This window comes from Psychrilyobacter piezotolerans (assembly GCF_003391055.1).
Classification (GTDB): domain Bacteria; phylum Fusobacteriota; class Fusobacteriia; order Fusobacteriales; family Fusobacteriaceae; genus Psychrilyobacter; species Psychrilyobacter piezotolerans.
The window spans coordinates 52116-75488 of record NZ_QUAJ01000019.1; the positions used below are offsets into that span (position 1 = coordinate 52116).

Below are 23373 nucleotides of genomic sequence, written 5' to 3' on the forward strand. Positions count from 1 at the left end.
TCATGTCATCTATGGCAACAGACATCATGTTAGGACTCCGATCCCCTATGCCCTCCTAAATGCAGGGATAAGTTCTATAATATTTATTATTTTAGGATATCTGGGTTAAAATTTAGACGATCTATCAGACAGCTGATTTCACTTATATTATTTTAAAAAAACTTTTGATTGACAAGTGTAGGAGATTACTATATAATTTCCTATGTTGAGCATCAGTGGCGGAATGGTAGACGCGTAAGGTTGAGGGCTTTATGGGAATTTTCCTGTGGGGGTTCAAGTCCCCCCTGATGCACCATGTATTACCTCTAAAAATAATATTCAAAGCTTCCAAGGCTCCAGAGCCTATGGAAGCTTTTTTTTATAAAAAAAAATACACTATATAAAATAATGTACTTTCTGTTTTAAATCTATTCCCACCCAAAAGTTGTAAATGGGCTTTTCTTTTTATAATTTTCTATTGCATATTTTATATAAGGAATAGTATTCTCGGGAAGTTTATCTATTTCAAACCACTCTAGTTTGTCACACTTATGAGGCTCCATATTTCTTATCTCTTCCTTCCAAGTTAAAGTTTCTAAAAAATAATCTATTCTTTCTTCAAAAGATTTCTTTCTATGCATTACTTGAATAGGTAAAATTTCTTCTTTTTTTATAATTATCCCCGTTTCTTCTTTAGCCTCTCTTATTGCGGCCTCTATAAAAGTTTCATTTCCATCCACATGTCCAGCCGGAACACTATAATTCCCATCTTCATATCCTGTGTTATATCTTCTTAACAGTAAAATTTTATTCTCTTTGATTATAAATAAATGAACTGCCACATACATTTTAATCCTTTCTTTCATCAAATTCCCCCTATATAATTTATCTATATAATATACATAATTTTTTTTAAAGTAAATATATATTCAATTTTAGTTATAGTTTAGAATGACCTCATAATCAAATACCTTTTGAGTCTCTTTTCATATATTTCTAAACTTTTTATGATATTATCATGATCTATACTCACATCATTAATCTCTTTCAACTGATCCATTTGTTTAAGTTTTTTAAAAACATATTTTTCTATCAAATCAGCATTAACTTTCTTTTTACAGCCATTACATTGATAACTCCTATAAACCTTCCCTGATTTTTCACTTCATAACTCTATTTTATATTTTTTTAATTCTCTTTTGACCTCCACCCTCTCAGAAACTCTAAAATGCGTTTTTATGCATTTTAGTCATCTCTCGATACATGCCTTGTAAATGTTTATAAGATCGAGATTTAAGCCTTCTAAGTGGATAATACAGAGCCATATAGTCAATCTTAATAAGATTATTAAAGAGATAACAAAAGAGGATGAAGGGATTTTAGCACACCTGAAAACAGCCATAGAGTTGCTTAAAGGAGGGAACAGATGAAAATATCTAAACAGGGAATAGACCTTTTAAAGCATTTCGATAGTTACGAAATGAAAGCTTATACTTGCCCTGCTGGGGTTTGGACATTAGGGTGGGGATTCACTCAGGTTAATGGTGTAAAAGTAAAAGAAGGGGATATGATGCCCTGGTCTCTCTTTGTAACAACATTGGAGGATCAAGTTTTAGAAGGTCCGACATAGTTAAATTGATCAATAGTAGGAACTTTATAGGAGCTTGTAGAATTTTCAACCTGTGATCAAAGGCAGCTAAAAAGAGATCCAAAGGATTACTCAGAAGAAGGATGTCAGAAAGAAATTTATTCTGCAGTTGGCCAGATCCAATTTTAAAGACCGTTCCCAAAAATTATCAGGAAACACATAAAGAGTTATGAGGAGAGTGCAAAATGATAGAATTATTTACAAACCCATTAGTATTACAGATATTGTTTGGAATCATATTATTGGTTCTACCATCACCGTTACTGAAGAAAACATGGGATAAGGTAGGAGATGCAATTGAAGGTGTAGGTGGAGAAAAGGCCAGAGGTGTAGCTTATAATTTTACTGAGGGATTAAAGAACTCTAAACATGATGGAGACATCAATTTAACCTCCAATGACCAAATCGATAGAGAGTTGGATAAATACAAGATATAGTTGGGTTTGATGGATTCAAAATGTGCGACACGTTTTACAATGAAAAGTTGTAAGGGTCTTTAATTAACAATATTAAAGATAATAACTGTAAATCCAATAAGAGGAATGATGGCGTAACGTCCTGAAACTCTTTTCCTAATACTACGATATGCGTCTAATGTACTTTAATACATAGAGGTGTAAAGCTCGTTGAAGTCAGTTGAGAGGTAGCCCTAAGATACTTTAGGAAAGGTAGTTTCAATGGAAACTAGGTTACTGATAGACTGGGGATCTATAAAATTAATATGATAAGAATGTGATAAAATCACTGACGAAATTACGAATGTACAGGTCTATAAATCCAACATATAGTAATGTATGGACTTCTGAATAGAAGGGAATGTGAGGTTGAGTAAAATTATTTTATATGAAAAACCTTTTAATGTTACAGGCGTTAACAAGCATTCAGGCTCAGAGTAATCATCTAAGTTAGTCATGTAAAGATAAGATTTACGGAACGTGGGAAGCGAAGAACAATTATTCCAAACAGTTAAAGATGGATTGGTAGATATAAGATATTACGAAATATTGAAATTCTTTTATCTTCGTGAAAGTAGGGACACAGTACCAATGAAACCGTGATAATAAGCGGTGGAGGGATAGTCCCAAGTCAAAATTATATATAGAATAATATAATTACAATTGAATTTCTGAATGGTAGTAAACCGAGATAATAATTTTGTTTAACCAAATTCAAGTAGGTGAAAACGAATGAATAAGAAAAGTATCTTTTCAGAGATAATCAAAAAGGAAAACTTTGAAGTAGCAATAGATAAAATCAAAAAAATGGTGAAAAAGCAACTGGGATAGATAACATCTCTATTGAGGAATTTATCAAAACCCAGAACCCATACCAAACTATCCTTGAAAGACTAAAAGATTTCACACCCAATGGAGTTAAAAGAGTTGATATACCAAAAAGTGATGGCAAAACTAGACCTTTAGGCATACCAACAATCGAAGATAAAATAATACAAATGATGTTCAAGAATATTCTTGAACCCATAAGTGAAAAGAAATTTCATAATCACTCGTACGGTTTTAGACCTAATAGAAGAGCGGAACACGCAATTGCATGGAATAATCGATTAATAAACCAAAGCAAGTTACACTTCTGTGTAGATATTGATATTAAAGGCTTCTTCGACAATATTAACCACACCAAACTGATAAAACAATGCATAAAAATTGGGATAAAAGACATGAAAGTTATTAGTATAATCAAAGCAATGTTAAAAGCTCCTATACACCATAAGAATGGGGAAATAGAAATACCTAATAAAGGAACCCCTCAAGGAGGGATACTTAGCCCCTTACTATCTAACATCTGCTTAAACGAATTAGATTGGTGGATAAGCAATCAATGGCAAACCTTTAAAACTAGACATACATATAGTTCAAGGAATCACACATATAGAGCATTAAAAAAAGAAAACTTAACAGAAGTATATTTAATAAGATATGCAGATGACTTTAAACTATTGTGCAGATATAGAGGAAATGCTGAAAGAATGTTTAATATAACTAAACTATTTTTAAAGAATAGACTAAAACTTGAAATATCTAAAAAGAAATCTAAAATTGTAAATCTTAGAAAACAAAAATCTGAATTCTTAGGTTTTGCAATTAAAGCTGTTCGAAAAGGAAAGAAGGGTAAAAGGGTAGCTCATACTTGGATGAAAGATAGTGCCATTAAAAGTTGTACAACAAAACTAAAGGAAACTATTAAGAAAATCAAAAGAAAACCCAATATAAAAAAATATTAGGTTATATAACAGTCAAGTAAGAGGTATTCAAAATTATTACCAAATTGCTACCCATATATCTATTAGTCTAGGAAAAATAGGTTTCATAACAGATAAGGTGATATACAACAGACTAAAAGATATCGCTAGGAGAAATCATAAGGATGAAAGATACCGAGAAAGGTTTCGAGGATACAACTACAAAACTTGGAGTATAAATAATACAACTCTCTTCACAATTCAAGCTAGAAAATGGAAACTAGCAAAATTATCTTCTAAGAAAAAACCTAAAAAACTTACTATTAAGCAAGATAAATCGAAAAGATTGATTGATGAAAAAACATCACATAAAAATAATCAAGCTTATAGTAAGGAATGGAGTGCAATCAGAGCTATATTATATCACCGAGAAAATTGTATCTGCTATGTAACGGGAGAATATGTAAGGCATAATGAATTTGTAGTACATCATATTATCCCAAAAGAATATGGAGGAAAAGATAACTTTGAGAATTTAATTATACTCAAAAAAGAAATCCATATTGAATTACATAAAAAGAACCCTAGTTTTAGTAATCCGAAATTTGATGAACTTAGAAAAGAAATTCTAAATTGTAAATAAATTAATTAAATGTAATTTTTGATGGAACGCCGTATGAGGTGAAAGTCTCACGTACGGTGTGGATGAGGGGAAAAGATGGAGATAATTTCAAAGTCTTACCTATTCATATCAAAGGGAAAGGATTAGAATTTAGAGTGAACCCATGGAAGTATAAGACTAATCTATTTGAGTTTAGGGTTTGTAGGAAGGCTGATTCGATATGGGAATTATTTTGGAAATATAAAAAGTAGATTAAAGGGATGATTTTGAGCATTCCTTTTTATATTTAATAGAATAAATATAAATTAAATGATTTTTTTAATATTGCAAAATTAAGTCGAATTTCAAAGTACATAAGATTAATGTAATTATATTTTTAATTTGTTTTTTATAAATATCCATTTTAAAAATATAAAGTCTTAAAATTTGACTTTTTTTAACATATACATTACAATTTCATCGAGTTTTTATTAAATTTAAATTAAAAACTAATTATTTTTAGGGGGGAAAGCATGAAAAAAATATTATTAGGACTATTTGCATTATCAGCTATATCAATGGCATCAACAGAACAGGGAACGTTTAGTAATAGAGTTGGAATTAATATGGCTAACAAGGGAACTGAAAAATGGGATGAAATAGATTTAAATGATGATAACGTTTATGATGAAAGTTATGGAATTAATTATAAACTTCTTTATAATGTAACTGATAGATTTAGATGGGGTGCAGAATTAGGGTATGATGTTGTTGCATATTCTGATGAATTTTCTAAAGAATTTGATACTGATGGTGATTATATAGGATTATTAACATATGGTATTACAGGGGAATATGATGTATACCAAAATGATCAATTATCAGTTTATTTAACTGGTTCATTAGGGGGAGCCTATAATGAATTAGAAGCAAATATTATCTTAGAAGAGTTGACTTTGACTGCAAAAGCTTATGCTAAATTAGGTTTAGGTACAAGATTCCAAAATGGATTAGGATTAGAAATTGGAACTAAAGCAGTTGCATATGATCTTGATACTAATTATTCTGGTAGTGATGAAATGACTAGACAACAATACTATTTTGAAGCAAACTTTACATTTTAGTTGAAATGTATTTGAGGAGAGAGTCACTAAAAGTTCTTTTTTCAAATCTGTTAATGATTCCTTAAGTGTGAATTCATCACCGGAACCGTTTATTTTATTACTTGAAAATTGAAAGTTATAAAATAATTTTTTTGTAACTTTCGTAATTGACCTCAACAAAATAAACGTTAAAAGGGCAGTATAAATTTACTGTCCTTTTTTTATAAGTTATCTATAAGAATTACTAGAAATAATCAAAATCAATATAATGTTGATTATATTGCACCATATCTACTGGGGTTATTGAGATTGGAATGAATTGAAGTATTTTAACTACCTCGGACAATCTCAAACCCAATAAAAAGAACAGGGTTACAAACAAAAATTGAAAAAGAATTAAATAAATGAACAATAAATTACTTGTTGATTAAAGAACTTGCCACGTCCTATCTATTCACTTTAAATCCGGTGTTATCCCACTCTTTTTTTAGTGTCCTTGACAAAGGGTACAGTTTATAAAAATATCCCTTTTTCTTTTCCAGAGAGTGAGGTATTTTGTCTTTGAAGCAATTGAAATAAAATTTTGTTTATAAAATTTAAAAAGATAGATTGAAATTAAATTAAATAAAGTTAACTTTTATAAACAAATATGCTAAAATTAATAGAGAAAATTTAATATATGTAGCTTTTTTTTAAGTTACATGGGGGAGATTGAACAAACAATGGTAAATGAGAACATGTTATTGAAAAGAGATCGTGACAATTATTTATTGGAAGCATTCCGTGTACTCAGAAGTAATATATATTTTTTGGAAAAAAAAAACCAACAAACAATAGTATTTACTAGCACTATTCCAAATGAAGGTAAAACTGTCGTATCAAAAAATTATGCTATGTTTGTAGCAACAACAGGAAGAAAAGTAATCATAGTAAATTGCGATATAAGAAGGGATAAAAATCACAATAATTTTGGACTAAAAATAAATTATGGGATAGAAAGTATTCTGACAGGAGAGAGACAACTAGATGAGGTGATTATTAGGGGTGTAGAAAAAAATTTAGATATTTTACCTGCAAAACATTTAAATAGGGATACAACAGAACTTTTCCTGGGAAATAAAATAAAAGAATTACTAGAAAAATTAAGGGGGAGATATGATCTGATAGTACTAGATACTCCTCCCCTTACCATAGCTACCGATGCAGCAATACTTTCGGAATATGCAGATGGGGTGATCTATGTCTGCGGATATGATATGGTGAGAAAAGAAAAAATGATTAGAGCCAAAAAAATATTGAAACGTTCCGGAGCTAAAATTTACGGGGTAGTAGTAAATAAGATAAATGAAAAGGCATACTCCGGAAACTACGGATATGAGGAATATAAACATTATCATGATTATATAAAAAAAGCTTAATGTAGAAATTTGAATATAAAGATTATAAAAATAAAGGAAATATAGAAGGTTAGTAAAAAAAAGGATACTGAAACAACCTGTAACCATGAAACTGGACACACATAAAAAAGTGTCTGTTTCATGGTTTTTTTATAAGAATTTTAAAAGAGAAAAATATATCTAAAAAATTATTTTCTGATAAGAAAATCAGTCAGTTAGCTAAGAATAAAAGCATCTTTAGAGTCTCTAACAAATCAATTACATACAATTTTGAATTCAAAAATTTGAATTTTTTTTGAACTTAGTTGGAAACTTATGAAAGGCTATCTAGAATATGATGGAATAGAAGTTAATAGCCCAAAACGGCCCCCCAGATATCACATTTAAAGAAAGAGGAAAACAAGGAGAAAGTTCATAAAAAAAGATGACTTCTGCATAATACAGAAATCATCTTTTAATAGGTTACTATATCTTTTTCAGTGTCCCCAGCAAAACCTGTAGTTTGTAAACTTTGAAAGTATTATTAATTATTTTCTCCACTACTTTCTTTACTGCCGTCTACACTGCTGTCTACACCAAATTTATGATTGGTTCCCTCTCCTACTACCTTTATCTTACTTTTCCTTTGCCTTACCTCATCTTCCATCCTAACCTTTATTCCGTCGGATTCTTTTGGGATAAAATAAGTTTTCTCAAAAGTTTTTTTATGTCCCAGCCTGTCCCAGACTGTAAGAAGAAGCTCACCCTTAGATCCTCCTACAAATCCCGAAGTAGGTATTGTAACGATGGTGGTTATAGATCCAGGTTGGATGGATTCAAAACTATCACCGTTAAGATCTTTTGCCTCAAATTCAACTTTGTCATCTCCCACTGTGAAAACATAATTATATTCTTCTATTCCGGATAATTCCTCCAAATTGCTCAGACCTATGACTATATTCTTATCGCTTCCTAAATCTCCTATTATTCCCCCTTCCAGGTAGGAGGTATTCACCCTGGTATCCACCACAAAATTAAGTCCTACCGGATCTCCTTCTACACCAGCTACGCTTATAGGAGTTACTACGGCGATGTTTGGACCGTCTGTGTTAAAATTGGATCCGCTGTTACTGTTTAATTCTATATCTTCCGTTTTATTGAGAATATTAACCAAGGTGGTGTCCGGGACCCCGTTTTTTTCCATTTTCAAGTATATTGCATCTGCTCCCGCTGCACCACTTACATCGGCATAGATAGTCGGATCATCTTCCAGTGAACCTCCTCCTCCCTTGGTAAATAAATACCCATTTACACTTAAACCATTATCCCCTGTCCTGCTGGTTGTTATATTGTCCCATCCATTGACAGCCTCATAGGTTTGAAGCGCTATTGCCTTAGGTTTACGGTTATCCACAATTAGGGTTGTATCCCCTTCTATTCTGTTCCCCGCCTTATCCTCACCTGCTAATTTTAAAGCCACCTCCTTATAGTCGGTGTTATCATCTATTTCAAAGGTATAGGTTATATGGTATTTCTCATGGTCATCCGTATCTTGAACAGCTACACTGGATGGATTCAAGACAGAATAGCCGTCCGGGAAGTACAAGAGATACCCTCCGTAAGAGGCGCCTGTTATCTCCCTGGAAGCCATATTATAATCTTTGACATCAAAGGAAATTTCTACCGTATCTCCGTCTTGTACATGAACCTCCCCTGCCGTATCCACACTGTTGATTCCGTATTTTATTTTGAAAGTATCGTTGGTTATGGATATATTGGAAACGACCGGATCCACCGTATCTACCATTATTTTAATTTCTGTTGTTGACGGATTCACCAAATTGTCTACCATGATTTCGTTAAAATCATTTTTTGAATAATCGGTTATTCCTTTTAATTTTCCACTTTTACTCATCCCGTAGAGTGGCGCAGTATATTCCCCATCGGTATTTTGGTTAGGTTCCAACCCTACATCAAAAATAGTGTCTCTTTTCCCTCCCAGATAAACACTGCTGTCTTGTGGTGGAGAATGATAACTTGGGGCCCCTGTTTTTAAATCTGATTTATCCTTGTTATATTTAAATCTCAGTATTCCTGCCCTGTAATTACTGTCCGTTCCCATAAGGTTGACTCTATAGTCTCCGTTGATATAATATACCCCATCTTGAGGAGGTATGATGGAATTATCGGTATATGTCAATTCAGGCGTAGGACTTATCTCCGTATTGTCTATGTTTAAAATACCTGTGTTTTCACTGGCTGTATTCCCTGCCGCATCCATAATTTCATTTACAACACTTATTATTCCGTCGGCATTTACTACCTCTATATCCTGCCAGATAAGTTTAAACCTCTCTATTGGTTCTGCCACCGAAACAGGCTCTACAGCGGGAACCGGCCATCCCAGATTACCTGTGGCGATATAAACATCATTCTCATTTAAATTTTTATCCTCTATTGTTATAGTCAGATCCAGAATATCTCCCGTCTTAACATAACTTCCTTCATTTGTTAAAATGGAAGTTAATTCCGACACGCTGGCTGCGATGTATCCTGAATATGTCTGTGCATCACTGAATATAGGATTGTTATTCAGATCAACTGTGGATTCTAAGAAACTTTTCAAAGTCTTATCCTCTACTGCGACTCCCACTATCCTCGGTGGTATCACATCCACTTCTACATTGGGCAGCACCTTGGTTTCATTGAATAGATCGGTAGCTGCTGTAGCTTCAAGATTTATAAGCTCTATATTGTTGTCCCTCAGTATCTGCATCTCAGCTTCCGTCAAAACTACATTGAATTTATACCATCCCTGATTTCCGAAGGTATCAAATCCATCTGTATTTCCAGTGATCCCCTGTAATTTAGTTGCACTTATCTTTAACTCTACCTCGCTGCCTCCGGTATTATTTAATACTTCCTTCAACTCTGAATCCCTTAATTTTATCCTGTACCTAGCATCATCTAATTTTTCAAAATCATTATTTAGAAGATTGTCAAATAGATTAGGAGTAGCGGACTGATTGTTCAGCTCATACCACGCATCGGATATGTCTCCCATTAATTCTACGAACTTTGCTTCCTCTATATCGATTTCTGTTCCGCCTACTACTAGAGCTAATGAAGTTCCTGTTGGACTGACTAAGGAATTAGCCAAGATCTCTGCTTTCTCTGAACCACTTAATTTTATACTGTATTCCCCTGTCGGTAATATCGTATACTTTAACTTATTTATATGATTTAGGATATCCTTTCCAGAGTTGTTTTGAACAACCACCCAAGATTCTGTCCTTCTGTCTAATATGCCTCCTAACTCTGTCTCACTTATTGTAAACGGCAGCCAGCCGTCTTCCGATAAGCTCACAGCTATCTCACCTGTAGTTCTGCTAAATAGTAAAGTCCCATGAATATCAAAGACCTTCAATCCCTGTTCTTTTATGATATCTTCAATTGTTATAGTATTTCCATCATTATCTAATTCATTGTATCTGGATTTAGCCAGGAAGGTTATACTTCCCATTCCATCCACTATACTTAGTTTAGGAAAAGTCCCCGTCGGATCCTCAAATTCTACAACTAATTTTTCTTGCTGTACAGAATATTGATTGTCTCCTGTTACAGTTAAATCTCTGATCTCCCTGCTTATAGGAGTTTCGTCTGTACCGGTTACATTTATTAATTTAAAGTCTACCGTTCTGGTGGTACCGTCATACACATTGAATGGTGTCAGATAAGATAAGATCCAGCTTTGAATAACCCCCATATTGTTTATAATCTCCGATAATGCTCCTTTTATATACTGCTCATTATTTCCCATCTCATACATAAAGAAATTATCCGCAGAATTATAAAGCTTAAAATCGGTATGATAAATATCTCCTATAGGCGACGGAATATTCCCTTCTATTGGACCCACCCCGTATTTCCTGTCATCCCAGACATCCCAATTTTTCCCAATTTTTCTCCCAGTGGTATTTTGATAAACCCCGCCTGGAACCGTAACCTCTTTATAAGAGGTTACACCCTGGTCAGGATAAACGATTCCAGGTTCACCAGTAACAGGGTGTTCTAGACCATTTCGTCCTACACTGAATATACCGCTTAAATTTATATTATCCACTATCCCATTCTCATTAGTGTGGTTTAACTTACTGTATAGTGTACTCAATACATTAACATGAGTATAATTTTCACCCGGTATCTCTGAAATCCAATCGGTATCCATATTTGCATCGGTTAAGAATATTATATGTTTTTTAGATGGTATGTAACCCCCGCTATTCACAGTCGCTATCTCTCCCGTATTAGTTAAATATCTGCCATTTTCACGGAGTTTTTTTATGGCATGATGAATTCCCCAGGCACTGTTTTCCTCTCCGTCTACATATCCACTTGCAGGATTCAGTTGAGCAAAGGCATCTTTTAATTCCTTCAATTCCTCCTCCCTTCGATTTTCCAAAGTGATACCGCCTTCCGTCGGATTGGTTTTAAGCCCGTCAAACCATTTGTCCTTATAGATGGCCATATGATAGTATCCTCCAGCACTTTCTACAGGGCCATTATCTCCATATTCATGTATCTTATCAGCCCAATTGCCCACAGGGGAAACCTGTGTACCTTGGACATTAAACTGATCATTCTGTCTTGGACCAAAGGTAATCAGATTATATTTTACATCATACCCCCTGTTGTAGAGTTCCTGTCCAAAATTTGTCAGCTCGGAATTTACTGAAGCGATCTTATTTGTCATTGACTCAGAATTATCCACTACAAAGACTATATCCAACGGAAATAAAAATCTTCTTTGATCAGATTCAGTTAATGTTGCTCCACCCTCTTCTATTACTTCATTTACTCCTTCTGTTATGCCTGTTCCTTCATTTGTTTCAGCAGCCTTATACCCAGAATATTCAGGGTAACTGGATTGAAGGTTAGAAGTATCTAATTTTATTTTCCTTTCCATCTTAGTGAAGAAATTTACATTTACTTGGATTGCACCATCACTTGTACTTGTGGTTATATAGTCTACCTTATGGAAATTATTTTCTTTGGCAAACTCCTCACTGACTACATCCAGTATATCCATATGAAAACCATCGGAATCCTCGTAAGTTATTACCTTATAAGTGCCGTCATATCCTCTCTTCACAGTGTAAAGCTGGATGGTATAGTCTCCTATTGGTAATCCTATTAACCTCAAATCTTTATTCTCATAAGTGACTACACCATTTGAAAAAATCAATTGCTCCTTAACTCCCGCATCAAAGATAAAATCCACATAATTTTTATCAGAGGTGCCCGATAAAAATTCTTCCAGCCTTAAGTTTCCTTCTGTTGTTTCATCTAAGTAATTTATAGGATTTTCATTAGTGTATGGATCCCAATAATATACCGGTAACCCTGCACCATCTGTAGCCGGTGTACCTTTGACTATTCTGAAAATTATTTTTTCATAATTTGAAAACTCTCCGTTGGTGTTTGAAGGTCCTTCATCCCAGCTATAGGATACCTTATCTCCACTTTCCACAACCTTAGTTAGTCCGTCTCCAGACTCATCTGTATAAAACACTATATCACTGCCATCCTCCCCCACTAAACTACCCTTGGAATCTGTGACGGTTTTTTCTATGATGAGCCCTCCTGCCGGTTCGGCAGCGGGATAGGTCCAGCTCTTATTTCCATAGGTAAATTCATTTATTTCTGTATGACCGCTGTTTTCAAGTATAAAATTATTTAAACCATCTCCATAGTTTATGGTCTTCATCTGCCTGTATCCCGTCCTTTCCGGGGTAAGGATTCTATCCTCTATTTCATAATCTTGAATTTCAAAATCCTTTAAAGGGTTGAATTCAAACAATACCCTCTGGTGGGGATATCTTTCATCTTTAATTGCAGGAACAGGTTCTATGTATTTTCCCGTTATATCACTTGCAGCAACACTGTCGTCTATATCAATATCAAATGATATAGTTCTCTCCTTTGCCTCTTCATCTGTGAATAGGGTGTTGTACTCGCCAGTCCATCTGTATACGTATTTTTCTACCCCGTCTATCGTTATTTTGTTTCCTGCTGCCACATAGTTTATTCCACCTATATTTATACTTCCAACAGTATTTTGAGTTAAAGTTATATTAGCATAAAGATTATCCTCTGCAACACTGTCATTATTTACCCTTGTTTCTTTGACATTTAAAAGTTTTACCACTGCTGGTACTGGTAGATCTGCATCAGTTAATGTAATTATATTTAATTCTATATTTTTATAATTAGATATATCTATATCTTCCAGCCAAACCTTTTCCCCTGCTATAGGTCCATTTTTCCCTGTAAAACTTAATGAATCTTCATAGGTTGCAACCACGTAGTTTCCTATATCCTTATTGTTTTTATACCTAAGGGTATAAAAATCCAGTTTATAGGGTTCCAAGTTTTTCAATCCCATAAGCTCAAACCTGCCGTCTGTAAATTTTCCAGTTAGCCCGTCCTTTGAAATTTCCTGCTGGCTTTCGCTGATTTCAAAAACAAAGTCTATGTAATTGAGGGTTCCGCTTAAAAATCCGGATAAATTGTCTCCCGCATCTATTTTTTTTATAGGTCTGAGGTCTCCCTGTGGAGTAGTAGTCCCATTATACAGCCTGAACACTACCTCCTGGGATTTGTAGGCCATCAGATGCGCCAACTTATTTTCTTCTGTTTCATCATAGATAAAGGTATTCTTAGATGGCTCCAGATCTGCCTCCCTAAAATTAGTCGCAGGAGCAGGAACCGTATAATTTTCATCTATTTTTTCTATATAAGTACTGCCATCTTGTATAATAGTTAAATTAAATCCGCCCTCCTTTGGTAGTCCCGTATTTGGAGTGAGTTTAAATTTAACCATTGATTTCGGTTCACCGCTGTAGCTGTATTTTTCAGGTTCACCTGGAGTAAAGGTTGTTTCAAAATGGTTAACAGGGTCTGAGCTCAAAAACCCCTTTAAACTTACACCTCCCGATGATACAGCCGATAACTCTTCTACAGCCAGTCCACTGGTTATATATTGGTCTGAGTTCATTAAATTGTCTTTTATTATTTGGGAATATATATATTGGTCTCCAGGTTCTTCTTCAACAAGAGGATTTTTCCCTAAAAATCCTAGAGTACTCTCATAAGTAGCTATAACATAGTTTTTAGAATCTGGATTTCCAGTTAACCCATATCTCAAAGTATAAAGATCTATTTTATAAGATTCATTGTTTTCTAACCCTATGATTTCAAATTTGCCATTTATAAATTTACCTATAATTCCGCTTTTTTCTATTATTTGTACAGTTGCAGTTGCCTCCTCATGAGGTTTTACTTTTATAAATATAAAATCCACATAATTGTTACTGTTATAAATATCATCTACACTATTATCTTCAACTTTTTTTACAGGTCTGAGCCCTTCTGTTTTAGTCCCAGTATAAAGTCTGAAAACTACCTTTTGACTCTCATATTGATTATCATTATTACTGTTTTCAATATAAGTAAATTCATTGTTCTCACTGCTTACTTCTTTAAAATCAGTCGTAGGAGCAGGGATACAATAAGCTTGGCTTATTGTATTAGAATCATATTGAAGGGTACCATAAAAAGTATCAGATTGGTTTTTAGAAAGTTCCAATTCAATCATCGGTCTATTAGTACCAGAATAACCAAATTTATTTTCACTTATTTTTTCAAAATTTAACGGTTCATAAGAATTATTAGATATCAAAACATCTTCTAAGGTTGCATCTCCCGTTTCCAAAGATCTAATTCCATTTACTATTTGATCACTATGATTCTCATTATAATAATAGTCATATGATGAATTCGAGCCGTCTGCTGTTCCTAAATTTTCTCTCGTTACTTGAGAATAGATATATTGTTCACTCGAAAACACCGAGACACTCAATAATATAAATAAAATAAAGATTTTATAGTTCTTAAGCATTTTTACCCCCTTTTAATTCGGCCATTATTTTATCAGCCTTATCAAATTGATTCATACTTTTATATGATTTATACAACCTCATGTTTATCTTTTTTATATCATCAATAGATAGACTTTCTTTCAATGCCTCCAGGATGATTACGCTGTCTTCTGGAAAATATTTATATTCATCTATCTCAGTTAAAAAAACATCTAATTTCTCCCTTCTGATTTTTTCATCGGATTCGGATAAAATTTCATCCTTTATGTTCTCCAATTTTTTTCTGATTTCCCCTCTTTTTATTTCATTCTCTTCCAGGAGTTTTTGATTCCTCTGTATAGTTTCTTCTAATTTTTTCCTGCCTGTATCTAGTTTTTCTTTCAATTCTTCCTGTTTTTGTTCCCTCAATATTTCTTTTCTGCTTTTAACTGTATTTTGGGGACGATAAACTGTTAAAACTATTAAAACACCAAATAAAATCAATGTATATATTAAATTTTTTTTCTTCATAGAGACATACCTCCTATTTATTTTTTTTCATTCGATATTATACTTTCTTTTTAATTGTTTTCCTCTTATTTACAAATTAATGGTTCTGATGCAGCAATAATAATAAAAAAATATTAATAAATGAAAAAAAAAGAAATAGAGTATTTTATATGTGATATCAAAATTCTAAAAAAAAGGAGGAAGAGTAATGAAAAAAATATTATTAATCTTACTGATTAGCTTTAGTTTAATAAGTTATGGAAAATCCATCGATGCAAGGCAATTACAGTATAGAAATGGGAGGATGTATGAAGAGAGTCAGCAATCTCCATATACAGGAGAAGTTATCGTCTATTACGAAAATGGAGAAATCAAAACTAAAGAAAATTATAAAGGTGGAAAACTAAATGGGGGAGTTATTGACTTTTACGAAAATGGGGAAGTCAAAGTTAAAGGAAATTATAAAGATGGGGAACCAAATGGAGAATGGATTCCCTATTACGAGAATGGAGAAATGAAAGCTAAAGAAAATTATAAAGATGGAAAACTAAATGGGGAAATTACTGACTATTACGAAAATGGGGGAATCAAAGCTAAAGGAATTTATAAAGGTGGGGAACCAAATGGAGAACAGATTATCTATTACGAAAACGGGAGAATCAAAGCTAAGGAAAATTATAAAGATGGGGAACAAAACGGAGAAGTTATTGGCTACTACGAAAATGGACAAATAAAAGTAAAAGGAATTTATAAAGACGGGAAACTAAATGGGGAATGGATTATATATTACGAAAACGGACAAATCGGATATAAAGCAAATTATAAAAATGGATTAGAACATGGGGAATGGATTATATATTATGAAAATGGACAAATTAAACGTAAAGGAAATCATAAAGATGAAATGCTGGTTAATTAAAAAAAATTAAAGGTGTTATAACTCATTGGGGGGTAACAAAAAAGGGATTTGAGAAAATCTCAAACCCTTTTAACTTTAATATAAAACCCATAACTTACCCGCGGTACTTTTGTCTTCTTTTGTTCCTGTTAGTCCTGTGGTTAAAATCAGGTGAAAATCATCTGTTACCGTTATGGAGGTAGCACCTGTAGTTAAATTTTGAGTTCCGTCGTTTAGTACAACAGTTCCCCCGTATTTAAATATTCCATCGTTTTCTATCCCTCCCACCGGGATTTTACCGGTAGTGTCCTGGATGAGCTCATTCGTTCTAGTATCCAGCCTGGAAGTTATGTCTTCAAAGGTAATAGTCAGAGGTCCCCCTTCATTTTTAACCATCCTATCTGTAACAGCTACATTTCCAGCCGTTCTAGCTGCTCCTAATACTGCTACTGCCTTGGCATCCTTGGACTTGGCCAAACTTTCATTTAATTTTCCTGCCAATGTCGTTGCTAATGTAATCAGCATTGCTGTTACCACCACCATCTCGATCAGCGAAAATCCATTTTTTAATTTCTTCATCTTCCTACCTCCTTATTTTGAAGTAGTTCCGTTATGGTAGATATAGTTACCCGCTGTCATTTCATGGGCACAAAACCTTCTTACTTATAAGATACAGTCTTTTTTTATTTTTTATTTTTTTTAGTTAGTATGCAATTCATAAAAAGTTTGTTTTTCACTACACAAGTCTTAATTACTAGGTGAATATGCAAAGTGTTAAATTCAAAAATCTCATTTGAGTAAGGGCAGCAAAATATAAAAAATCATAATTTTAATTAGAACAAACATTTCATAACTGATGAGCTTATACCGGCAAATGTAAAAAAAATTATTAATTTTAGGAATTTGTGAACTATATAATTTAGAACTTAAATAGAGTATACTTGTAAGAAGCTGGGTTATTCTCTACATTCAGGAGGGCACCAATGAGCAAAAGTCTAGATAAATTCCACGATGAATTAAATAAACTTGAAAAATTGTTATTGCCGTTATACTCAGATCATGGAGAATTATTTGAATACTTAGATTCTATCAATAGTTCCAGAGATGTTCACGAGAAAATGAGATCAATTAACAAGATTCAGAAATATTGCGAGTCCCAGTCAAATGTAATAGACCGTGATATTCTCAATCGCATTGACCATTTAAAAGATCTTTTAAGATAATTTAACGTTTTTACTGTACAGAATAATTCAGCAGCTTAAAAAATATGATAGAGGAGGAAACATTAGATGAAGGCAAATATTAAACTTAGAAACCTGGAAATAAATGATTTGGAGACTTATCTATATTTAAATAATCCAGAAAGAGAATTTTATAAATATAATGGCCCATACTTTGGTAAACCTACTATAGAAGAGCTGAAAGAAGAGGTTGAGAATTATAGAAGTAAATTTTTAAAGGGAGAAAAGGACGTAAAATCCGGAAAGATGATTGTAGACAGCAGTAATAATGAACTAATAGGATCGGTAAGCTCTTACTGGAAATCCAAGGAGACACTGTGGATGGAGGCAGGTATTGTAATTTTCAATGAAAATTATTGGGGAAAGGGGATAGGTTATGATGCTTTAAAGATGTGGATATCTGAATTATTTAATGACAATCCTGAAATTATAAGGCTTGGTCTCACTACTTGGTCAGGAAATAAAAGGATGATGAATTTATCGGAAAAATTAGGAATGAAAAAAGAAGCAACCTATAGAAAAGCTCGTATTGTTGACAATAAATATTACGATTCTGTAAGCTACGGTATCCTGCGAGAAGAATGGAATTTTTAAAGTTTAAAAAGGCTTCCAAAATTTGGAAGCCTTAATTTTGATATTCCACTTATTTTATCACTAAACTGTTTTTGCCTTTTTTTCTTTTTTCTTTAAACCTTCAAAATAATCTTTAGTTTCTTTTATAACTACTCCGCTGAGAGCAATTAATCCAATTAAGTTTGGAATAGCCATAAGCCCATTAACTATATCAGCTATAACCCAAATGAGCTGCAGCCTTATGAATGGTCCTATGGCAATCAAGAATATAAAGACTGCTTTAAAATATTTTATCCCCTTTACACCACAAAGATATACAGTACATCTTTCACCATAGTAGTTCCAACCAAGGATCGTAGTGAATGCAAAGAAAATAATACCAATATTAACAATAAAACCACCGATACCTCCAAATGTTAGGAGGTTACTAAAAGCAGCATTGGTAACTTCTGCTCCAGCAAGATCTGCGTTATTCCATAATCCAGAAGAAACAAGCACAAGACCTGTCATAGTACAAACCACAATCGTGTCAAAGAAGGTACCTGTCATAGAGATAAGCCCTTGTCTTACACAAGAATTTGTTCTAGCAGCTGCAGCTGCAATGGGAGCAGATCCTAAACCAGATTCATTGGAGAAAACTCCCCTAGCTACTCCTGCTTTTAGTGCTAAAGCAACTCCAGCACCGGCAAATCCACCTACAGCAGCATGACCGCTGAATGCACTGCTGATAACCAAATTAAAAGCAGCAGCAGTGGCACTTGGATCCAATAAGAGTATGATTGTCGCTCCAAAGACATAGAATAGAGCCATAAATGGAACTACTATCTCTGAAACTCGAGATATACTCTTTATCCCGCCTATAGTTACGGCAGCCACACTAAGTGTTAAAAATAGAGCAACTATCAATTTTGGAACTCCAAATCCACCACTTACTCCTGTAACAATGGCATTTACCTGAGCGAAAGTTCCTATCCCGAAGAATGCAACTCCTATTCCAAATACAGCAAAAGATTTAGCCAATATCTTACCAAGCTTTTTATTTTTAAGCCCCCCTTCCAGATAGTACATGGGCCCTCCAGCTTGTTGTCCATTTTCATCTTTTATCCTATATTTTATGGCTAAAAGCCCCTCTGAATATTTTGTTGCCATCCCAAAGAATGCAGCCAGCCACATCCAAAATAATGCTCCCGGTCCTCCTAATCTAATAGCTGTTGCTACTCCTACAATATTTCCAGTACCTATAGTCGCTGCCAGTGCCGTACAAAGGGCAGCAAAACTACTTACATCTCCCTCCCCTGTATCATCCTTATCCTTTACAAATAGATATTTCAGTGCCAGTGGAAGTTTCAAAATTTGTAGCAATCCCAGTCGAACTGTTAGATAAAAACCTGTTCCTATCAGTAATATTAATAGCGGTGGTCCCCATACAAAGTTATTTATTGCTTGAAAAAAATTAAGTGTATCCATTTTAGTGCCTCCCTTTTATTATATAGGGAATTTAATTATATATATATGCATATAAACATACATAATTTTATAGATATATATAATTAAACTCCTCTGTCCCTTATACCTGAGAGTTTCGCCCATTGAGGGTTTGCTCCTTCGGTGTCCATTATTTGGATCTCTCCAGAGGTTCGTCCAGTATAGGTCCCACTTTTATCAAATAAAAGCACCTGAAAGTTTTACTTCTTCGGCGATAATTTCTTATCTTCTCCCTATACCTTCAACCGATTTTCAACTTATATATTATGCAAAATAAAAAAATCCTATAAATTATTTTTTAAAATGAAAATATATGAATCAAAAGACATCATATGTGGAATATCTATATTATATTAGTACAATTTTAAGTAAAATGCAATAGTTGAGTGAAAAAAATATCAATAATTTTTTATTACTAACTAGTCTTAAATTTCCCATAGAGGAAACTAAAATTCTTAGAGATAAAACAAACACACATCTTCAACTAACTTAACAAACAAAAGGAACAAAACATTTTATACGGCAAAACTATACTAAAATTAAAATTATTTAATTTGACACCTTTATTTATAAGTAGTAATATTCCAGCAGATAATAATACTAACTAGTTATATAATGGAGGCAGGATGAAAATTGGTATTGTAGGAGCAGGGAGGGTAGGGATATCTCTGGGAAGATATTTAAGATATCGGAATTTTTCTATCTCAGGATATTTAAAGAGGGAAGGTAAGGATCTGTCCAGGCTGGGGTGGAGATCTTTTGAGAGTTATACAGAGATAGCGGCGCAATCAGATATAATTTTAATTGCCGTTCCCGACGATGAGATCATCCATGTCTGGGATAAGCTGTCCAAGGAAAATATAGGGGGCCGCTGTGTAATCCATACCAGTGGCGCAGTCTCCTCGGAGATATTTTCCGGTGCAGAGGAACTGGGAGCAGAGGCCGCTTCCCTCCATCCAATGATGACTTTTTCTGATACAGATACGGCAATGAACAGGATGGAGGAGATGTCTCTGGTTTTAGAGGGAGACTCCCCCCAGGCAAAAAAATTAATCGAGAGATTGGGAAATAAATATTTTAGTGTGGAGAAAAAATTTAAAATGAGGTATCACCTTGCAGGGGTCTACGCATCCAACCTGATAATCCCAATGATTCACAGGGGAATAGATAACCTTCAAAGGTGTGGATTTTCAGAAGAAGAGGCAAAAAACATCCTCCTCCCCCTGGTTGAAAAAACTGTTGAAAATATAGGAAAAAAAGGGATAAAAGATTCAGTTACAGGCCCCCTCCAAAGGGGTGATCTAAATACATTGAAGGGGCATTTAAACTCTCAGGAAAGATGGGAACGGGATCTCTATCTGGCAGGTTCCAGGGAACTCCTGAAAATTGTTGGGGGAAATAAAGAAATAGAAGGCATATTGGAGGAGAAAAGATGAAAAATACAGTAGTAACATTTATTAATTCTAAAAAAAAGGGGCAGAAACTTTCCATGCTCACAGCATACGATTATACCATGGCAAAAATTATAGACGGAACGGAGATCAACGGAATACTGGTAGGGGATTCTCTGGGAATGGTGACTCTAGGATATGATTCCACTCTGGCAGTGACAGTAGAAGACATGATCCATCATGGCAGAGCAGTGGTCAGAGGAGTGAAAAACACCCTGGTGGTAGTAGATATGCCATTTATGTCCTACCACAACACCCTGGCAGAAGCAGTGGATAATGCAGGAAGGATAATAAAACAAACACAAGCCCATGCTGTTAAAGTGGAAGGGGGCAGGGAAATTTTAGATAAGGTAAAGGGTCTTATAAAGGCTCAAATACCAGTAATGGGCCACCTGGGACTGACACCGCAATCCCTGAATATCATGGGAGGATTCAAGGTACAGGGAAAGAGCGAGGAGGCCGCAAAAAAAATAATAGAAGATGCCAAACTTTTAGAGGAGGCAGGGGTATTTGCAATAGTCCTTGAATGTATCCCTGAAAAACTAGCTGATCTTGTGAGTAAAAGTATATCTATTCCTACCATAGGAATCGGTTCAGGGGGAGGATGTGACGGACAGATCTTGGTATATCAGGATATGCTCAATATGGATGAGGATTTTAAACCAAAATTTGTTAAAACTTTTGCAGATGCAGGACTGGTGATAAAAGAGGGAATAAAAAAATATACAGACCAGGTAAGGGATGGTGAATTTCCTGCTGCGGAACATACCTTTACCATGAAGGATGAGGTCTTAGAAAAACTTTATTAGGAGGAGTGCTGTGGAAATTATAAGGGAAATTGGAGAGGTTCAAAAAAAAATCAAAGAATGGAAAGATGCAGGGGAAAGTATAGGTTTTGTCCCTACCATGGGATATCTTCACAGGGGTCATGGAAGTCTCATTGAAAGGGCGGCCAGGGAAAATGACAGGGTAGTTGTCAGTGTTTTTGTAAATCCCATGCAGTTTGATAACTGTAATGACTTAGATTCCTATCCCTCCGATCTTTCCGGGGATATGGATCTTGTGACAGGATCGGGAGGAGATCTTATATTCAGTCCCACGGTTCAGGAGATCTACCCCAGGGGATTTAATTCCCTTGTAGAGGTAGAAAATTTAGATAATGAACTTTGCGGGGCTACAAGACCCGGGCACTTTAGAGGAGTCTGCACAGTTCTTACAAAGTTTTTTCTTATCCTGGCTCCTCACAGGGTTTATTTCGGGAAAAAAGATTATCAGCAGCTGATGGTTGTAAAAAGAATGGTGGCTGACTTGAATATTCCCCTTGAAATTATAGGATGTACAACTGTAAGGGAAGAAAGCGGGCTGGCTATGAGCTCCAGAAATGCAAGATTATCTGAAGATGAAAAAAGAAAAGCCCTTATAATAAATCAGACATTGAAAGCTGTAAAAGACAGAGTTATTCAAGGAGAAGTTGAGGTAGAAAAGATCCGAAGATGGGCTATAGAAAGGATAGAAGGGGTAGGGGGAGCTGTGGTGGATTATTTTGAGATAGTCCATCCCGATACCCTTCAAAAGATAACAAAAATAGAGGATAAGGCAGTGGCTGCCACTGCAGTATTTATAGGAAAGTCCAGACTGATAGACAATATAATTTTAGGGGGAAAAGATGAAACTACAGATGCTTAAAGGAAAGATACACAGGGCCACAGTAACACAGGCAGAACTCCATTATGTAGGAAGCATAACTTTGGATGTAGAACTTATGGAAGCAGCAGGAATAAGGGAATATGAACTGGTGCATATAGTTGATATAGACAATGGGGCTAGATTTGAAACATATGTAATTGCAGGGAGAGAGAGAGGAATTGTCTGCCTCAACGGAGCTGCAGCCAGAATGGTGCAGACAGGGGACAGGGTAATTATAATGGCCTATTGCTATATGGACGAATCAGAGGCAGGGGAACATAAACCCAAGGTAGTTCTTTTGGGAGAGAATAATAAGGTTGAAACAATTTCCAGCTATGAAAAGCACGGCAGATTGGTATAAAATATACGATATACTGCCTAAAACAGATATATATAAAAAGAAGCAAGATATTATCTTGCTTCTACTTCTTCCTCTACCTTTTTCACTGTGATCTTTCTTTTAACATTTGATTTTATTATTGCCCTGCCTTTTCTTTTACCCTTATTTTTGACTTTCCCTTTTATTTTAACAGCTTTTGTTTTTCCTTTTTTCATTTGATCCTCCTAAATTTAATCACCTAGATTGTCAAATTAAATGCAACACCTGGTTCTCCCCAGAATTCTTCATGGGGAGTTTTCCATCCTAAACATTTCCTTGGTCTATTATTTATTTTTTGTACTGCTATATTTACCTCTTCTTTTG

18 protein-coding genes, 1 tRNA gene, 2 pseudogenes and 1 riboswitch are annotated in these 23373 nt (G+C 34.4%); of the genes and pseudogenes, 14 read left to right on the forward strand and 7 right to left on the reverse strand.

Translation table 11 applies throughout. The annotated features are described in order from the left end of the window. The first annotated feature begins 209 nt into the window (after window positions 1–209). Window positions 210–295: transfer RNA gene (locus DYH56_RS10840), tRNA-Leu, on the forward strand. A 112-nt stretch (window positions 296–407) separates the two neighbouring features. Here DYH56_RS10840 and DYH56_RS10845 read toward each other — a convergent pair. Continuing rightward, entirely contained in the window at window positions 408–845 is a 438-nt protein-coding gene (locus DYH56_RS10845; RefSeq protein WP_114642890.1) for an NUDIX hydrolase, read from the reverse strand. 614 nt (window positions 846–1459) lie between these two features. On the opposite strand from DYH56_RS10845, the pseudogene DYH56_RS10850 reads away from it, so the two are divergent. The 6 genes and pseudogenes from DYH56_RS10850 to DYH56_RS10880 all read left to right on the forward strand — a co-directional run bounded on the left by DYH56_RS10850 (window position 1460) and on the right by DYH56_RS10880 (window position 6949). Then, window positions 1460–1665, forward strand: a pseudogene (locus tag DYH56_RS10850) (glycoside hydrolase family protein). A 147-nt stretch (window positions 1666–1812) separates the two neighbouring features. Beyond that, the gene (locus DYH56_RS10855) at window positions 1813–2064 is read left to right on the forward strand and encodes a hypothetical protein (protein ID WP_114642892.1); all 252 of its coding nucleotides are present in this window, start codon (window positions 1813–1815) and stop codon (window positions 2062–2064) included. An 872-nt stretch (window positions 2065–2936) separates the two neighbouring features. Next, the gene (locus DYH56_RS10860; protein WP_233500032.1) at window positions 2937–3869 is read left to right on the forward strand and encodes a reverse transcriptase domain-containing protein; all 933 of its coding nucleotides are present in this window, start codon (window positions 2937–2939) and stop codon (window positions 3867–3869) included. 97 nt (window positions 3870–3966) lie between these two features. Next, the gene (locus DYH56_RS10865) at window positions 3967–4470 is read left to right on the forward strand and encodes an HNH endonuclease (protein ID WP_158539128.1); all 504 of its coding nucleotides are present in this window, start codon (window positions 3967–3969) and stop codon (window positions 4468–4470) included. 491 nt (window positions 4471–4961) lie between these two features. Next, the gene (locus DYH56_RS10875; RefSeq protein ID WP_114642896.1) at window positions 4962–5552 is read left to right on the forward strand and encodes an outer membrane beta-barrel protein; all 591 of its coding nucleotides are present in this window, start codon (window positions 4962–4964) and stop codon (window positions 5550–5552) included. Window positions 5553–6253: 701 nt separating this feature from the next. Continuing rightward, window positions 6254–6949 carry a tyrosine-protein kinase family protein gene (locus DYH56_RS10880; RefSeq protein WP_233500031.1) on the forward strand — a complete coding sequence of 232 codons (696 nt, stop codon included), beginning with the start codon at window positions 6254–6256 and terminating at the stop codon, window positions 6947–6949. Between the two features lie 502 nt (window positions 6950–7451). Here DYH56_RS10880 and DYH56_RS10890 read toward each other — a convergent pair. Then, entirely contained in the window at window positions 7452–14867 is a 7416-nt protein-coding gene (locus tag DYH56_RS10890; RefSeq protein WP_114642897.1) for a vWA domain-containing protein, read from the reverse strand. Continuing rightward, a complete protein-coding gene (locus tag DYH56_RS10895; protein WP_114642898.1) occupies window positions 14860–15357 on the reverse strand; it encodes a hypothetical protein in 498 nt (165 codons plus the stop codon). The genes DYH56_RS10890 and DYH56_RS10895 overlap by 8 nt, the downstream gene beginning before the upstream one ends. Before the next feature lie 187 nt (window positions 15358–15544). Between DYH56_RS10895 and DYH56_RS10900 the strand changes: the two genes are divergently transcribed. Then, window positions 15545–16255 (forward strand): toxin-antitoxin system YwqK family antitoxin, encoded by a 711-nt coding sequence (locus DYH56_RS10900; RefSeq protein WP_114642899.1) that lies wholly within the window; start codon window positions 15545–15547, stop codon window positions 16253–16255. Between the two features lie 75 nt (window positions 16256–16330). Here the strand turns inward: DYH56_RS10900 and DYH56_RS10905 are convergent, their stop codons facing one another. Further along, window positions 16331–16813: a type II secretion system protein gene (locus DYH56_RS10905; RefSeq protein WP_114642900.1), complete on the reverse strand. Its 483-nt coding sequence runs from the start codon at window positions 16811–16813 to the stop codon at window positions 16331–16333. A gap of 404 nt (window positions 16814–17217) precedes the next feature. Between DYH56_RS10905 and DYH56_RS10910 the strand changes: the two genes are divergently transcribed. Beyond that, window positions 17218–17457, forward strand: a complete 240-nt coding sequence (locus tag DYH56_RS10910) for a hypothetical protein (RefSeq protein ID WP_114642901.1) — start codon at window positions 17218–17220, stop codon at window positions 17455–17457. A gap of 66 nt (window positions 17458–17523) precedes the next feature. Continuing rightward, entirely contained in the window at window positions 17524–18069 is a 546-nt protein-coding gene (locus tag DYH56_RS10915; protein WP_114642902.1) for a GNAT family N-acetyltransferase, read from the forward strand. Between the two features lie 60 nt (window positions 18070–18129). On the opposite strand, the gene DYH56_RS10920 is transcribed toward DYH56_RS10915, so the two are convergent. After that, entirely contained in the window at window positions 18130–19515 is a 1386-nt protein-coding gene (locus DYH56_RS10920; RefSeq protein ID WP_114642903.1) for an alanine/glycine:cation symporter family protein, read from the reverse strand. An 83-nt stretch (window positions 19516–19598) separates the two neighbouring features. Continuing rightward, window positions 19599–19691, reverse strand: a riboswitch (glycine riboswitch). 468 nt (window positions 19692–20159) lie between these two features. Here DYH56_RS10920 and DYH56_RS10925 point away from each other — a divergent pair. From DYH56_RS10925 to panD, 4 genes are read left to right on the forward strand one after another with little or no spacing between them, the layout of a single operon-like run. Continuing rightward, the gene (locus DYH56_RS10925) at window positions 20160–20969 is read left to right on the forward strand and encodes a Rossmann-like and DUF2520 domain-containing protein (RefSeq protein WP_114642904.1); all 810 of its coding nucleotides are present in this window, start codon (window positions 20160–20162) and stop codon (window positions 20967–20969) included. Beyond that, window positions 20966–21793, forward strand: coding sequence for a 3-methyl-2-oxobutanoate hydroxymethyltransferase (gene panB / locus DYH56_RS10930; RefSeq protein ID WP_114642905.1), 828 nt, complete (start codon window positions 20966–20968; stop codon window positions 21791–21793). Before DYH56_RS10925 ends, panB begins: the two co-directional genes overlap by 4 nt. Before the next feature lie 10 nt (window positions 21794–21803). After that, window positions 21804–22670, forward strand: coding sequence for a pantoate--beta-alanine ligase (gene panC, locus DYH56_RS10935; protein ID WP_114642906.1), 867 nt, complete (start codon window positions 21804–21806; stop codon window positions 22668–22670). Next, on the forward strand, window positions 22651–23031 hold the full coding sequence (gene panD, locus DYH56_RS10940; RefSeq protein ID WP_114642907.1) for an aspartate 1-decarboxylase: 381 nt from the start codon (window positions 22651–22653) through the stop codon (window positions 23029–23031). The genes panC and panD overlap by 20 nt, the downstream gene beginning before the upstream one ends. A gap of 50 nt (window positions 23032–23081) precedes the next feature. Here the strand turns inward: panD and DYH56_RS16000 are convergent, their stop codons facing one another. Together DYH56_RS16000 and DYH56_RS16510 are read right to left on the reverse strand one after the other, a co-directional pair. After that, window positions 23082–23225: a hypothetical protein gene (locus DYH56_RS16000; protein WP_158539129.1), complete on the reverse strand. Its 144-nt coding sequence runs from the start codon at window positions 23223–23225 to the stop codon at window positions 23082–23084. Between the two features lie 23 nt (window positions 23226–23248). Continuing rightward, a pseudogene (locus DYH56_RS16510) lies at window positions 23249–23373 on the reverse strand (IS30 family transposase); the annotation flags it as partial.